The organism is Candidatus Competibacteraceae bacterium (assembly GCA_016713505.1).
Taxonomy (GTDB): domain Bacteria; phylum Pseudomonadota; class Gammaproteobacteria; order Competibacterales; family Competibacteraceae; genus Competibacter_A.
This window is the reverse complement of the sequence record JADJPA010000001.1, coordinates 2,459,659-2,473,041: the sequence shown is the minus strand read 5'-3', so window position 1 is coordinate 2,473,041 and position 13,383 is coordinate 2,459,659. Positions and strand designations below refer to the sequence as shown.

The following is a 13,383-nucleotide window of genomic DNA, read 5'->3' as shown; positions in this document are numbered from 1 at the left end:
CCATGCGTCTCGATTGCGCGGGCAAATGGCTCGATCTGGCTCGACCGGTCGTGATGGGGGTGCTGAATGTCACCCCCGATTCTTTTTCCGACGGCGGCCGTTACTTGCGGTTCGACGAGGCCCTGCGCCGCGCTGAGGAGATGGTGGCCGAAGGGGCGGCCGTCCTCGATATCGGCGGTGAATCCACCCGACCGGGCGCTGCCGCGGTCTCCGTCCAAGCGGAGCTGGACCGGGTTTTGCCGCTGGTGGAGCGCTTGGCGCGGGAGTTGACGGTTCCGATCTCGGTGGATACCAGCAAGCCGGAGGTCATGCGCGCGGCGGTCGGCGCGGGCGCCGGGCTAATCAACGATGTGTGGGCGCTGCGCTTGCCGGGCGCGCTCGAAATTGCGGTGGCCAGCGGCGTTCCCGTCTGTTTGATGCACATGCGCGGCGAGCCCGGCACCATGCAGCGGGACCCGCATTATCTCGATGTCGTCGCCGAGGTCCGTAGCTTCCTGGTGGAGCGGGTGCGGGTTTGCGAAGCGGCCGGTCTGACGCGCGAGCGGATTCTGGTCGATCCCGGCTTCGGGTTTGGCAAAAATCTGGGCCACAACCTGTCGCTGTTGCGGCATTTGAATGGCTTTGACGGTGTGGCCGCCGCTGTTTTGGTGGGTCTCTCTCGTAAAAGCATGATCGGCGTGCTGTCGGATGCTCCGGTCGAGGAACGATTGAGCGGCAGCCTGGCGGCGGCGGTCGTGGCCGCCTGGCAGGGCGCGCGCATCATTCGGGCCCACGATGTCCGGGCAACGGTTCAAGCCCTGCGCGTGTGCGCCGCCGCCTTGGCCGCCGCCTGAGCTTTCGGTCGTCCGGACCCGCTGTATAATGCCCCCTCGGTTGGCTATGGGAGAATGAAGTATGGGAAAGCGGTACTTTGGCACGGATGGAATTCGCGGGCGCGTGGGCGAGTATCCGATCACGGCGGAATTCATGCTGAAATTGGGTTGGGCGGTCGGTCGCGCGCTTCAGACCAAGGGTTTCAACCGCATCGTCATCGGTAAGGACACCCGGATTTCGGGCTACATGTTCGAATCGGCCTTGGAAGCGGGCCTCTCCGCGGCGGGTGTCAACATCGCGCTGCTGGGACCGATGCCGACGCCGGGCATCGCCTATCTGACCCGTACCTTGCGGGCGTGCGCCGGCATCGTGGTCAGCGCCTCGCACAACCCCTATTACGATAACGGGATCAAATTCTTCTCCCGCGACGGACAAAAGCTGCCCGACGACACCGAGCAGCACATAGAGGAGTTGCTGGATCAGCCCTTCGATACGGTCGGGCCGGATGCGTTGGGCAAGGCCGAGCGCATCGTCGACGCCGCCGGTCGCTACATCGAGTTCTGCAAGAGCACGGTGCCGTCCTGGACCAGTTTCGCGAGCCTGAAAATCGTGGTGGATTGCGCGCACGGCGCGACCTATCACATCGCGCCCAGCGTCTTTGGCGAAATGGGCGCGACGGTGATTCCGGTCAGCGTCGCGCCCGATGGGGTCAACATCAATCAGGATTGCGGCTCCACCAAACCGGCGATCATGCGTGAAACGGTTCTGGAGCAGGGCGCCGATCTCGGGATCGCCTTCGATGGGGACGGCGATCGCGTCATCATGGTGGACCACCGGGGAGAGATTTTGGATGGTGATGAATTGATGTTCATCATCGCCCGCGACCGCTTGCGCACCGGCAGCCGGTTCAACGCCGTGGTCGGCACGCTGATGACCAACCTGGGGCTGGAAATCGCGCTGCGGGCCTTGGGGCTGGACCTGCATCGCGTCAAGGTCGGCGACCGCTATGTGATGGAGCGGCTGCTGGCTGAGAAATTGATCCTAGGCGGCGAAAATTCCGGTCATATCATCTGTTTGGATCGGACCTCGACCGGCGATGGCATCATTTCGGCGCTACAGGTGGTGACGGCGATGCTGCAATCGGGCAAGAGCCTGCACGATCTCAAGGCCGGCATGACCAAGTACCCGCAAATCCTGATCAATGTTTCGGTGACGGGCGAGGTGGATTTGCAGCGACCGCCGATTCAGGAGGCCATCAGGGCCATCGAAAGCCAGTTAGGCGAGCAGGGCCGGGTGCTGCTGCGTCCGTCCGGCACGGAACCGGTGGTGCGGGTCATGGTGGAGGGTTCCGACGAGGGAACGGTCGAGCGCCACGCCCGCGAACTGGCCGGCCTGGTGCGCGAGACCCTGTCGGCGTGATTGATTTCCAAAGGTGGAATCCGTAAGCTTGCCCAGCCTTATTTCTCACGCTGGAGATAACAACATGCGCCGTAAATTGGTGGCCGGTAACTGGAAAATGAATGGTTCGGCGGACAGCATCCGCACCCTGTTGCAAGGGGTCCGCGACGGCGCGGGCGGCGTCGCGGCCGTCGAGCTGGCGGTATTCTCACCGTTTGTCTATCTGGCGCAGGTCCAACAGCAGTTATCCGGCACCGCCGTCGCCTGGGGGGCGCAGACGCTCTCCGAACATGCCTCGGGCGCTTATACCGGCGAGGTGGCCGGTCCGATGCTGAAAGACTTCGGCTGTGCTTACGTCATCGTCGGGCATTCGGAGCGGCGCACTTTGTACGGCGAGTCCGATCAAACCGTCGCCAACAAGTTCGCCGCCGCCCGCAAGGTCGGCATCAAGCCGATCCTGTGCGTGGGCGAAACCTTGGAAGAACGCGAGAAAGGCGTGACTGAGGCCGTGGTCGAACGCCAGCTCAAGGCGGTGCTGGACTTGGAGGGCATCGGGGCCTTTGCCGATGCGGTGATCGCTTATGAGCCGGTCTGGGCGATCGGTACTGGCAAGACCGCCACCTCCGCCCAGGCGCAAGAGGTTCATGCCTTCATTCGCGCCAAGCTGACCGCGCTCGACGCCAAGATCGCTCAGCAGACCCGCGTCCTGTACGGCGGCAGCATGAAAGCCGCCAACGCCGGGGAGCTGCTGGCCATGGCCGATATCGACGGCGGGCTGATCGGCGGCGCTTCGCTCGAAGCCAAGGAGTTTCTGGCGATTGCCAAGGCAGGCTGTTAAACTGTCGCCATGGTTCACACTCTGATTCTCGTGGCGCATGTCGTCGTCGCCGTGGCCTTGATCGCGCTGGTTCTCATGCAGCAGGGCAAGGGGGCCGATGCCGGCGCGGCCTTCGGTAGCGGCGCTTCCGCCACCATGTTCGGATCGCGGGGTTCCGCCTCCTTTTTAAGTCGGACCACGGCCATTTTGGCGGCGGCGTTTTTTCTGACCAGTCTGACCCTCGCCTATTTCGCGACCCAGACCTCCGCGCCGAGGAGCGTTATGGAACGGGTGCAGGTCCAAAAACCCGTCGAGGCCCCGAAGAACACCGGCGGCCCCGCCGATGTTCCGCAGTTGCCGCAAAACAAGTAGCGGAAAAGCGGAGCCGTTCGTTTTATGCCGATGTGGTGGAACTGGTAGACACGCTAGCTTGAGGGGTTAGTGGCGCGAGCCGTGCCGGTTCGAGTCCGGCCATCGGCACCAAATAACAGCGAGCATCTTGGGATACCGACAAGATGCCATGCATTTCCCAGGCGCCCGCGACCGGGCGTCCTTTCGGGCGGTGCACTTGCGGAGACCACGATGAGGTTTCATGGTTATGCGGCGTGATAATTCAAAAAAAGAATTCGCCTCGCTCGTTTCTGAGCTGTTCCCGTCCGGGCTGTCAAAGCCGCCTGCTAGGCGAATCGAACACATCATGCCGTCGTCGAACGCCTAGCGCTCCTAGCGCTCTCTTCCGGTTCGCCATGCCGAAGGTGTGACTGATGCTTTCAAACTACCTTCCCGTTCTGATTTTTCTGGCTCTTTCCTTCGGGATGGGCGTGTTCATGGTCGCCGCTGGCTATTTTCTCGGCACCCGCCATCCGGATGCTGAAAAGATTTCGCCCTATGAATGTGGCTTCGAATCGTTCGAAGACGCCCGCATGAAATTCGATGTCCGCTACTATCTAGTGGCCATTCTGTTCATCATCTTCGATCTGGAAATCGCGTTTCTGTTTCCCTGGGCGATCGTGCTCGACAAAATCGGGGTGTTCGGTTTTTTATCGATGACGATTTTTCTGGGCATTCTGGTCGTCGGCTTCATCTATGAGTGGAAAAAAGGAGCCTTGGAATGGGAATAGAAGGCATTCTTGAAAAAGGCGTGGTCACCACCACGGCCGATGCGCTGATCAACTGGGCGCGCACCGGCTCGATGTGGCCGATGACTTTCGGCTTGGCCTGCTGCGCCGTGGAGATGATGCACGCCGGCGCCGCCCGCTACGATCTGGACCGCTTTGGCATCGTGTTTCGCCCCAGCCCCCGCCAGTCCGATGTGATGATTGTCGCCGGCACCCTGTGCAACAAGATGGGTCCGGCCTTCCGTAAGGTTTACGATCAGATGGCCGAGCCGCGCTGGGTGATTTCGATGGGTTCCTGCGCCAACGGCGGCGGCTACTATCACTATTCGTATTCCGTGGTGCGCGGGTGCGATCGAATCGTGCCGGTGGACATCTACGTGCCGGGTTGCCCGCCGACAGCGGAAGCCCTGATTTACGGAATTCTCCAGCTGCAAAACAAGATCCGGCGCACCAACACCATCGCCCGTTGAGAGAATACGCCATGGCTGACGCGCTCCAGACCCTGCTGGAAAAACTGCAAACGCGATTCGGCGACGCGCTGCGTGAGTGCGCGCTGAATTACCGTGAAATCACCATTGAAATCCCACCCGAACGAGCCATCGAAATCTTCACCGCCCTGCGCGATGAAGCCGATTTCGCGTTCGAGCAGGTCGTGGATGTCTGTGGGGTCGATTACGCAGCCCACGGCGATGTGGAGTGGGCGACCGACGAATCGAGCAGCACCGGGTTCAGCCGGGGCGTGGAGCCGCGCGCCATCGGCCGCGGCCCGGCGGCGATCCAGCACGTCGCCGGCAAGACTTTCGCCGGCAAGGGCCGCTTCGCCGCCGTTTATCAACTGCTGTCGGTTTCCCGCAACCAGCGGGTGCGGGTGCGGGTGTTCGCACCCGACGACGAACTGCCGGTGGTGCCGTCGGTGATCGGCTTGTGGGCGGGGGTGAACTGGTTCGAGCGCGAGGCGTTCGATCTGTTCGGCATCGTGTTCGAGGGCCATCCGGACCTGCGGCGGATTCTGACTGACTACGGTTTCATCGGCCATCCGTTCCGTAAGGATTTTCCGCTGATCGGCCAAGTCGAGATGCGCTACGATCCCGAACGCGGCCGGGTGGTGTACGAGCCGGTGAGCATCGAGCCGCGCGTGCTGGTCCCGCGCGTGATCCGCAAGGACAACCGCTACCACGAATCGCAATGAAGGAAGGCCGTCGATGCCCGAAATTCGTAACTACACCCTGAACTTCGGACCGCAGCATCCCGCCGCGCACGGCGTGCTGCGGTTGGTGCTGGAGTTGGACGGCGAGGTGGTGCAACGCGCCGATCCGCACATCGGCTTGTTGCATCGCGCCACCGAAAAGCTGGCCGAAAGCAAACCCTTCAATCAAAGCATCGGCTACATGGACCGGCTCGACTACATGTCGGCGATGAGCAACGAACATGCCTACGTGTTGGCCATCGAGAAGCTGCTGGGCATCCAGCCGCCGTTGCGAGCGCAGTATATCCGGGTAATGTATGCGGAAATTACCCGACTTTTGAATCACTTACTATGGATCGGCGCGCATGGCCTGGACATCGGCGCCATGACGATGTTCCTCTACGCTTTCAGAGAGCGCGAGGATCTGATGGACTGTTACGAGGCCGCCTCCGGCGCCCGGCTCCATCCCAGCTATTTTCGGCCCGGCGGCGTCTATCGCGATTTGCCGAACGCCATGCAGAAGTATGAGTACGATAAATCGCCCTGCCACAGCAAAAAAGAGGTGGACGAACGCAACGCCACCCGCCAGGGCTCGTTGCTCGATTTCATCCAGGCCTTTACCGAGCGCTTTCCCGGTTACGTCGACGAATACGAAACGTTGCTGACCGACAACCGGATCTGGAAGCAGCGCACCGTCGGCATCGGCGTGGTGTCGCCCGAGCGCGCCTTGCAACTGGGCTTTTCCGGGCCGATGCTGCGCGGTTCGGGCTTCGCTTGGGACTTGCGCAAGAAACAGTCCTACGAAGTCTACGACCGGTTGGACTTCGACATTCCGATCGGGGTCAACGGCGACTGTTACGACCGCTACCTGGTGCGGGTCGAGGAGATGCGCCAGTCCAATCGGATCATCCGGCAGTGCGTGAAATGGTTGAAGGAAAATCCGGGTCCGGTGATCGTCGACGACCACAAGATCGCCCCGCCGAAACGGGCGCAAATGAAAGAAGACATGGAAGCCCTGATCCATCACTTCAAGTTGTTCACGGAAGGCTACTGCGTGCCCGAGGGTGAAGTTTATGTGGCCACCGAACATCCCAAGGGCGAATACGGCATTTATCTGATTTCCGACGGCGCCAACAAACCCTATCGGGTGAAGGTTCGGGCGGCGGGTTTCGCGCATCTCTCGGCCATGGACGAGATGACGCGCGGCCACATGCTGGCCGACGTGGTGGCCGTCATCGGCACGATGGATATCGTCTTCGGAGAGGTCGACCGCTGATGAGCGCACGCAAAAGCGATCTGTTATCTGCCCACGCCCGCGCGGAGATCGATCACTGGCTGATCCGCTATCCCGACGATCAGAAGCAGTCGGCGGTGCTGGCGGCCCTGCGCGAGGTGCAACATGAAAACGGTGGCTGGCTCACCACGGAATTGATGGACGCGGTAGCCGATTATCTGGACATGCCGCCCATCGCCGTGTACGAAGTCGCCAGCTTTTACTCGATGTTCGAGCTAAAGCCGGTCGGTCGGCACAATATTGCGGTGTGCACCAACATTTCCTGTATGCTGCGCGGCGGCGAGACCGTGCTGGGCCACATCGAGAAAAAACTCGGCATCAAACTGGGGGAGAGCACCCCGGATGGCAAGTTTTACCTGAAGCGGGAAGAGGAATGCCTGGCCGCCTGCTGTGGAGCGCCGATGATGCAGGTCGATCACGTTTACTATGAAAATCTGACCCCTGAAAAGGTGGATCAGATTCTTGCTAGCCTGGAGTAACGCGCGATGGCTAACGAAGTCTGTTACCGGACGCTGGGCCTGGATCAGTCCTGGTCGCTGGAGACTTACCGAAGCGTTGGAGGCTATGAGGCCTGGCAGAAAATCCTCAACGGTCAGTTGACCCCCGATCAGGTGATCGAGGAGGTCAAGAAATCCGGCCTGCGCGGCCGGGGCGGGGCCGGCTTTCCGGCGGGTCTGAAATGGACCTTCATGCCGCGCGGCGCCAAGGTTCAGAAGTACATGGTGTGCAACTCCGATGAATCCGAGCCGGGCACCTGCAAGGACCGCGACATCTTGCGCTTCAACCCGCACGCCCTGGTCGAGGGCATGGCCATCGCCGGCTTCGCGACCGGCTCCACCGTCGGCTACAACTACATGCGCGGCGAGTTCATGGACGAGCCCTACCAGCGGTTCGAGGCGGCGGTCAAGGACGCTTATGCCGCCGGTTTGCTGGGAAAAAACATTCAAGGCTCGGGCATCGACTTCGATCTGTACCCGACCCTGGGGGCCGGAGCCTACATCTGCGGCGAGGAAACCGCGCTGCTGGAGTCGCTGGAAGGCAAGAAAGGCCAGCCGCGCTTCAAGCCGCCGTTTCCGGCCAACTACGGCCTGTACGGCCGCCCGACCACCATCAACAACACCGAGACCTTTTCCTCGGTGCCGTCGATCGTCCGCAACGGCGGCGAATGGTTCGCGGGCTTCGGCGTGGCCAACGCCGGCGGCACCAAGATCTTTTCCGTCTCCGGCCACGTCGAGAAACCGGGCAATTTCGAAGTCTCGATGGGCATTCCCTTCGCCGAACTGCTGGCCCTGGCCGGCGGGGTGTGGAAGGGCCGCCAGCTCAAGGCGGTGATTCCCGGCGGCTCCTCGGTGCCGGTGGTGCCGGGCGAAATCATGTTGAAAGCCAACATGGATTACGATTCGGTCGTCAAGGTCGCCGGCTCGATGCTCGGCTCCGGCGCGGTGATCGTGATGGACGAAACCACCGACATGGTGAAGGTGTTGCAGCGCGTTTCCCGGTTCTATTACTCAGAATCCTGCGGGCAGTGCACGCCGTGCCGGGAAGGCACCGGCTGGCTGTACCGGATGGTGACCCGCATCGTCGAAGGCAAGGGCCGACCGGAGGACCTGGACCTGCTGGACAGCGTGGCCGCCCGCATCGAAGGCCGGACCATCTGCGCGCTGGGCGACGCCGCCGCCATGCCGGTGCGCAGCTTCGTCAAGCATTACCGCCACGAGTTCGCCTATTACATCGAGCACAAGCGCAGCATGGTCCAAGGCGCGCCGGCGCTGGCCGCGTGAAGCCGCGAAACCAACCACAGGGTCGCAGCAGGTAAAAGATGAGCGAGGAATCAGTCAACATCGAAGTCAACGGCATCCCGCTGAAGGCGCGCAAGGGCGCGATGCTCATCGAAGTCACCGACGCGGCGGGCATCGCGATCCCCCGATTCTGCTATCACAAAAAGCTGTCCATCGCCGCCAACTGCCGGATGTGCTTGGTCGAGGTCGAAAAAGCGCCCAAGCCGCTGCCCGCCTGCGCGACGCCGGTGATGGAGGGCATGAAGGTTTACACCGAATCGCCCAAGGCGATCGCCGCCCAGAAGGGCACCATGGAGTTTTTGCTGATCAACCATCCGCTGGATTGCCCGATTTGCGATCAGGGTGGCGAATGCGAGCTGCAAGATCTGGCGCTGGGTTACGGCAGCGACGCCTCCCGCTTCGACGAGCGCAAGCGGGTGGTGCGCGACAAGGATATCGGGCCGCTGATCGCCACCGACATGACCCGTTGCATTCACTGCACCCGCTGCGTGCGCTTTGGCGAGGAGATCGCCGGCCTGCGCGAGCTGGGCGCGACCGGGCGCGGCGAGCATGTGGAAATCGGCACCTACGTCTCCAAAGCCGTGGTCTCGGAGCTGTCGGGCAACGTGATCGACCTGTGCCCGGTCGGCGCATTGACCGCCAAGCCCTCGCGCTTCAAGGGCCGCTCCTGGGAATATCTCCAGCACGCCGCCATCGCCCCGCACGACTCGCTCGGTTCCAACATCTTCATTCACACCCTGCGCGGCCGGGTGATGCGGGTGGTGCCGCGCGAGAACGAGGCGCTCAACGAGACCTGGATTTCGGATCGCGACCGGTTCGGCTACGAAGGTATTTACAGCGACGACCGGCTGGCCAAACCCTTGGTCGACGGTATTGAAACCGAATGGGAAGCCGCTTTGGAGGCGACCGCCCAAAGATTGAAAGAGATCATAGCCCGGCACGGCGCCGAGTCTGTGGGATTTTTGATAGCGCCGACCGCAACCGTCGAAGAGCTGTATCTCGCCCAAAAGCTGGCGCGGGGCTTGGGGGTGACCAATATCGACCATCGGTTACGGCAGGCCGATTTCAGCGATCAAGCCACGGCGCCGGTATTCCCGTGGCTGGGCCAGAACATCGCCGATTTGGAAGCCGTGAAATCGGCCTTGCTGGTCGGCAGCAACGTGCGGATGGAACAGCCGCTGGCCGGCCATCGCCTGCGCAAGGCGGCGCTGGCCGGCGGGCGAATCATGTTCGTCAACCCCCGCGATTTCGAGTTTCGTTTTCCGGTCGCGGCCAAGATCATTACCGATCCCGCTGGCATGGTGACAGCGTTGGCCGGCGTGGCCCAGGCTGTGTCGGAGATCAAAAAAACGACGCTGCCGAAGAGTTTGGCCGTTCTGGCGCCCGAAACGCCGAGCGGCGCGGCCCGCGCCATCGCCCATAACCTGATCGACAACGCGCCAGCTACGGTATTGTTGGGCAATCTGGCGGTGGCGCATCCGGCTTTTGCGCAACTGCGGGCGCTGGCGGGTTTCATCGCCTTACAGAGTGGCGCCCGCCTGGGTTATTTACCCGAAGCCGCCAATTCGGCGGGTGCTTGGCTGACCGGCGCGGTGCCGCACCGGTTGCCAGGGAGCAAGCCGGCGTCGGCCGCGGGGCTTGACGCGCGGGCCATGTTGGAGGCGCCGCGCAAGGCTTATGTGCTGGTCGGCGTCGAGCCCGAGCTGGACTGCTGGGATGGCGCGTCGGCGTTTAAAGCCCTGCAAGACGCCGACTGCGTGGTCGCGCTCAGCCCTTACGCCAGCGCGACCACCAGGAGTTATGCGCGGGTCCTGTTGCCGATCGCTACGTTTGCCGAAACCGCCGGGACCTACGTCAACGCCGAAGGACGCTGGCAGAGTTTTCAAGGGGCGAGCAAACCGTTCGGCGCGGCGCGGCCCGCCTGGAAGGTCTTGCGGGTGCTGGGCAATCTGTGCGGCCTGGAAGGTTTCGACTATATGACCTCCGAAGAGGTGCTGGCTCAAGCGCAAAGCGCCTGCGAGGCCCTCAAACCGGACAACGCGACGGAGCCGAGCAAGACCTTGAAGCCATTTCGAACCAAGGGGTTGCTGCGGGTGGCGGACGTGCCGATTTATGGCGCCGACCCGCTGGTGCGCCGCGCGCGCTCCTTGCAGGCGAGCCCGCTGACTCGTCCCGCCGAAGCGCGGTTGCACCCGGACATGGCTCAGGAACTGGGCGTGGCCGGACGCGAACGGATTCAAGTGCACCAGAACGGGGTGGCGGTCGAACTGCCGTTGGTGCTGGATGCGAGCGTGCCCAAGGGTTGCGTTTGGATTCCGGCGGGACCGTCCAGCGTGGCGCTCGGCCCGGCGGTCGGGCCGGTAACCGTCCGATAACGATAAAGGGTTTTGGATCGTGGAAGCGCTTTGGGCCTTAATCATCATCCTTCTGAAAATCTTCGCCGTCCTGATGCCGTTGCTGGGAGCGGTGGCTTACTTGACCCTGGCCGAACGCAAGGTCATCGGTTACATGCAGATTCGGATCGGTCCAAACCGGGTCGGCCCCAAGGGCCTGTTGCAGCCGATCGCGGATGCCATGAAGCTGATGTTCAAGGAAATCATCATCCCGAGTCGGGCGGATCGTTTTCTGTTCCTGCTGGCGCCGGTCGTCGCCTTCGGCCCCGCTTTGGCGGCGTGGGCGGTCATTCCCTTCGGCGATGAGATGATGGTTTCGCATCTCGACGCCGGCATTTTGTACCTGCTGGCGCTGACTTCGATGGGCGTCTACGGCGTGATCATCGCCGGCTGGGCCTCGAATTCGAAATACGCCTTCCTCGGCGCGATGCGTTCGGCCGCTCAGATCGTGTCCTACGAGATCGCCATGGGCTTCGCGCTGGTGGGTGTGTTGATGGCGGCTGGCAGCCTGAATCTCAATCAGGTGGTGCTGGCGCAACAGGGCAGCCTGCTGCATTGGTTCTGGTTGCCGCTGCTGCCGCTGTTCCTGGTGTACTTTATTTCCGGCGTGGCGGAGACCAACCGCGCGCCGTTCGACGTGGCCGAGGGCGAATCGGAAATCGTGGCCGGCTTTCACGTCGATTATTCGGGCATGGCCTTCGCGGTGTTCTTCCTGGCCGAATACGCCAATATGATTCTGGTGTCGGCGCTGGCCTCCACCATGTTTTTGGGCGGCTGGCTGTCGCCGTTTGAGGGCCTTCCGATCTTGGGTCCGATGTTCGCGTTCGTGCCGGGCGCGTTGTGGCTGGTGTTGAAGATCTCGTTTTTGCTGTTGTTTTTCTTGTGGTTCCGCGCGACCTTCCCGCGTTACCGCTACGATCAGATCATGCGGCTGGGTTGGAAGGTTTTCATCCCGGTAACGCTGGTTTGGTTGCTGGTGGTCGGATTGGGGGTATTGGGACACGTCGGTCCGTGGTTCGACTGAGGCGAGAGAGCGATGACTAAAACCATGAATGCTGTTAGGCACTACTTTAAAAGCTTTTTGCTTTGGGAGTTGTTGCTCGGCTTGCAGGTGACCGGTCGCTACCTGTTCGCCAAGAAGATCACGGTGCAATACCCCGAGGAGCTCACCCCGCTGTCGCCCCGCTTTCGCGGCTTGCACGCCCAGCGCCGCTATCCCAACGGCGAGGAACGCTGCATCGCCTGCAAGCTGTGCGAGGCGGTCTGTCCGGCGCTGGCGATCACCATCGAATCCGAGCAACGGGCGGACGGCACCCGCCGCACCACGCGTTACGACATCGATCTGTTCAAATGCATCTATTGCGGCTTTTGCGAGGAAGCGTGTCCGGTGGACGCCATCGTCGAGACTCGGACCTTCGATTACCACTTCGAAAAACGCGGCGAGAACATCATGACCAAGGAGCAGTTGCTGGCGCACGGCGACCGCTGTGAGGCGCAGATCGCCGCCGACCGCGCCGCCGACGCCCCCTATCGCTAGCCCGAACCGAGAAAACAGGTCCACTCATGGGATTTGAAAAATTTTTGTTCTACCTCTTCGCCCTCGTTCTGATCTTTGCGGCGGTGCGGGTGATCACGGTGCGCAACTCGGTCCATGCCGCCTTGTTCCTAGTGCTGGCGTTTTTTACCAGCGCCGCGCTGTGGCTGCTGATCGAGGCGGAGTTTCTGGCCATCACGCTGGTGCTGGTGTACGTCGGCGCGGTGATGGTGCTGTTCCTGTTCGTGGTGATGATGCTGGATCTCAACGCCGCGCCGGCGCGGGAGGGCTTCATTCAATACCTGCCGGTCGGGGCGGCCATCGCGGTCATCATCGTCGTCGAAATGGCGCTGGTGGTCGGTTCCAACTACTTTAGTTCGAACCAATATGCCCTGATCTCGCGCGCCGCTGATTACAGCAACACCAAGGAATTGGGCAGTGTTTTATACACTTTTTATGTGTATCCGTTCGAAATTGCCTCGGTGATTTTGCTGGTGGCGATCGTCGCTGCCATTTCCCTGACGCTGCGCCGCCGGGAAGGGAGCAAATCCCAAAATCCAAGCCAGCAGATCCGGGTGTCGCGGGACGACCGGGTGCGGCTGGTGCGCATGGCGGCGGAGAAGAAGTAAAACGATATTTGCTTGCTGGAGGCGGGGCCGCGGCGACATCGTTTCCAAGCGAGAAAATGAATTTCCTACATACCCATAAGTAGAGGCGGGGGATAGATGATCGCGCTTACTGATTACCTCGTGCTGGGAGCGATCCTCTTTTGTCTCAGCGTGGCCGGCATTTTTCTGAATCGGAAGAACGTCATTATCCTGCTGATGTCGATCGAGCTGATGCTGCTGGCGGTCAATTTCAATTTCATCGCCTTTTCGCGCTTTCTCGATGACACCATCGGCCAGGTTTTCGTCTTCTTCATTCTGACCGTGGCGGCGGCCGAATCGGCTATCGGCTTGGCCATCCTGGTGGTGCTGTTCCGCAACCGGCGCACCATTAACGTTGCCGACCTCGATTCGCTAAAGGGTTAG

The 13,383-nt window shown here is 61.7% G+C and carries 15 protein-coding genes and 1 tRNA gene; all 16 read left to right on the top strand.

Going from position 1 to position 13,383, the window contains the following annotated elements; genetic code table 11:
* The first annotated feature begins 2 nt into the window (after positions 1-2).
* Positions 3-833 (top strand): dihydropteroate synthase, encoded by an 831-nt coding sequence (folP, locus tag IPK09_11285; protein MBK7984198.1) that lies wholly within the window; start codon positions 3-5, stop codon positions 831-833.
* Between the two features lie 61 nt (positions 834-894).
* Positions 895-2,232, top strand: a complete 1,338-nt coding sequence (glmM, locus tag IPK09_11280; protein MBK7984197.1) for a phosphoglucosamine mutase — start codon at positions 895-897, stop codon at positions 2,230-2,232.
* Between the two features lie 64 nt (positions 2,233-2,296).
* Entirely contained in the window at positions 2,297-3,049 is a 753-nt protein-coding gene (locus IPK09_11275) for a triose-phosphate isomerase (GenBank protein ID MBK7984196.1), read from the top strand.
* A 9-nt stretch (positions 3,050-3,058) separates the two neighbouring features.
* Complete coding sequence (secG, locus tag IPK09_11270) at positions 3,059-3,400, top strand: preprotein translocase subunit SecG (GenBank protein MBK7984195.1); 342 nt, start codon at positions 3,059-3,061, stop codon at positions 3,398-3,400.
* A 26-nt stretch (positions 3,401-3,426) separates the two neighbouring features.
* Positions 3,427-3,511, top strand: a tRNA-Leu gene (locus tag IPK09_11265).
* A 281-nt stretch (positions 3,512-3,792) separates the two neighbouring features.
* Positions 3,793-4,149, top strand: coding sequence for an NADH-quinone oxidoreductase subunit A (locus IPK09_11260; protein ID MBK7984194.1), 357 nt, complete (start codon positions 3,793-3,795; stop codon positions 4,147-4,149).
* Complete coding sequence (locus tag IPK09_11255; GenBank protein ID MBK7984193.1) at positions 4,140-4,616, top strand: NADH-quinone oxidoreductase subunit B; 477 nt, start codon at positions 4,140-4,142, stop codon at positions 4,614-4,616. The genes IPK09_11260 and IPK09_11255 overlap by 10 nt, the downstream gene beginning before the upstream one ends.
* A gap of 11 nt (positions 4,617-4,627) precedes the next feature.
* A complete protein-coding gene (locus IPK09_11250; protein MBK7984192.1) occupies positions 4,628-5,335 on the top strand; it encodes an NADH-quinone oxidoreductase subunit C in 708 nt (235 codons plus the stop codon).
* Between the two features lie 13 nt (positions 5,336-5,348).
* A complete protein-coding gene (locus tag IPK09_11245) occupies positions 5,349-6,608 on the top strand; it encodes an NADH-quinone oxidoreductase subunit D (GenBank protein ID MBK7984191.1) in 1,260 nt (419 codons plus the stop codon).
* On the top strand, positions 6,608-7,105 hold the full coding sequence (nuoE, locus tag IPK09_11240; GenBank protein MBK7984190.1) for an NADH-quinone oxidoreductase subunit NuoE: 498 nt from the start codon (positions 6,608-6,610) through the stop codon (positions 7,103-7,105). The genes IPK09_11245 and nuoE overlap by 1 nt, the downstream gene beginning before the upstream one ends.
* A 6-nt stretch (positions 7,106-7,111) precedes the next feature.
* Positions 7,112-8,407 (top strand): NADH-quinone oxidoreductase subunit NuoF, encoded by a 1,296-nt coding sequence (gene nuoF, locus IPK09_11235; GenBank protein ID MBK7984189.1) that lies wholly within the window; start codon positions 7,112-7,114, stop codon positions 8,405-8,407.
* A gap of 38 nt (positions 8,408-8,445) precedes the next feature.
* The gene (locus IPK09_11230) at positions 8,446-10,800 is read left to right on the top strand and encodes an NADH-quinone oxidoreductase subunit G (protein ID MBK7984188.1); all 2,355 of its coding nucleotides are present in this window, start codon (positions 8,446-8,448) and stop codon (positions 10,798-10,800) included.
* A gap of 16 nt (positions 10,801-10,816) precedes the next feature.
* Positions 10,817-11,842 (top strand): NADH-quinone oxidoreductase subunit NuoH, encoded by a 1,026-nt coding sequence (gene nuoH, locus IPK09_11225; GenBank protein ID MBK7984187.1) that lies wholly within the window; start codon positions 10,817-10,819, stop codon positions 11,840-11,842.
* Between the two features lie 24 nt (positions 11,843-11,866).
* A complete protein-coding gene (gene nuoI, locus IPK09_11220) occupies positions 11,867-12,355 on the top strand; it encodes an NADH-quinone oxidoreductase subunit NuoI (protein MBK7984186.1) in 489 nt (162 codons plus the stop codon).
* A 26-nt stretch (positions 12,356-12,381) separates the two neighbouring features.
* The gene (locus IPK09_11215) at positions 12,382-12,981 is read left to right on the top strand and encodes an NADH-quinone oxidoreductase subunit J (protein ID MBK7984185.1); all 600 of its coding nucleotides are present in this window, start codon (positions 12,382-12,384) and stop codon (positions 12,979-12,981) included.
* Between the two features lie 96 nt (positions 12,982-13,077).
* Positions 13,078-13,383 (top strand): NADH-quinone oxidoreductase subunit NuoK, encoded by a 306-nt coding sequence (nuoK, locus tag IPK09_11210; GenBank protein MBK7984184.1) that lies wholly within the window; start codon positions 13,078-13,080, stop codon positions 13,381-13,383.

What these genes read in the sequence shown, in the direction of transcription:
- IPK09_11230 (MBK7984188.1), top strand. Translation starts at nt 8,446, where the DNA reads ATGAGCGAGGAATCAGTCAACATCGAAGTCAACGGCATCCCGCTGAAG.
- IPK09_11255 (MBK7984193.1), top strand. Translation starts at nt 4,140, where the DNA reads ATGGGAATAGAAGGCATTCTTGAAAAAGGCGTGGTCACCACCACGGCC.
- nuoF (MBK7984189.1), top strand. Translation starts at nt 7,112, where the DNA reads ATGGCTAACGAAGTCTGTTACCGGACGCTGGGCCTGGATCAGTCCTGG.
- nuoK (MBK7984184.1), top strand. Translation starts at nt 13,078, where the DNA reads ATGATCGCGCTTACTGATTACCTCGTGCTGGGAGCGATCCTCTTTTGT.
- IPK09_11260 (MBK7984194.1), top strand. Translation starts at nt 3,793, where the DNA reads ATGCTTTCAAACTACCTTCCCGTTCTGATTTTTCTGGCTCTTTCCTTC.
- IPK09_11250 (MBK7984192.1), top strand. Translation starts at nt 4,628, where the DNA reads ATGGCTGACGCGCTCCAGACCCTGCTGGAAAAACTGCAAACGCGATTC.
- nuoE (MBK7984190.1), top strand. Translation starts at nt 6,608, where the DNA reads ATGAGCGCACGCAAAAGCGATCTGTTATCTGCCCACGCCCGCGCGGAG.
- glmM (MBK7984197.1), top strand. Translation starts at nt 895, where the DNA reads ATGGGAAAGCGGTACTTTGGCACGGATGGAATTCGCGGGCGCGTGGGC.
- IPK09_11245 (MBK7984191.1), top strand. Translation starts at nt 5,349, where the DNA reads ATGCCCGAAATTCGTAACTACACCCTGAACTTCGGACCGCAGCATCCC.
- nuoI (MBK7984186.1), top strand. Translation starts at nt 11,867, where the DNA reads ATGAATGCTGTTAGGCACTACTTTAAAAGCTTTTTGCTTTGGGAGTTG.
- IPK09_11215 (MBK7984185.1), top strand. Translation starts at nt 12,382, where the DNA reads ATGGGATTTGAAAAATTTTTGTTCTACCTCTTCGCCCTCGTTCTGATC.
- secG (MBK7984195.1), top strand. Translation starts at nt 3,059, where the DNA reads ATGGTTCACACTCTGATTCTCGTGGCGCATGTCGTCGTCGCCGTGGCC.
- IPK09_11275 (MBK7984196.1), top strand. Translation starts at nt 2,297, where the DNA reads ATGCGCCGTAAATTGGTGGCCGGTAACTGGAAAATGAATGGTTCGGCG.
- folP (MBK7984198.1), top strand. Translation starts at nt 3, where the DNA reads ATGCGTCTCGATTGCGCGGGCAAATGGCTCGATCTGGCTCGACCGGTC.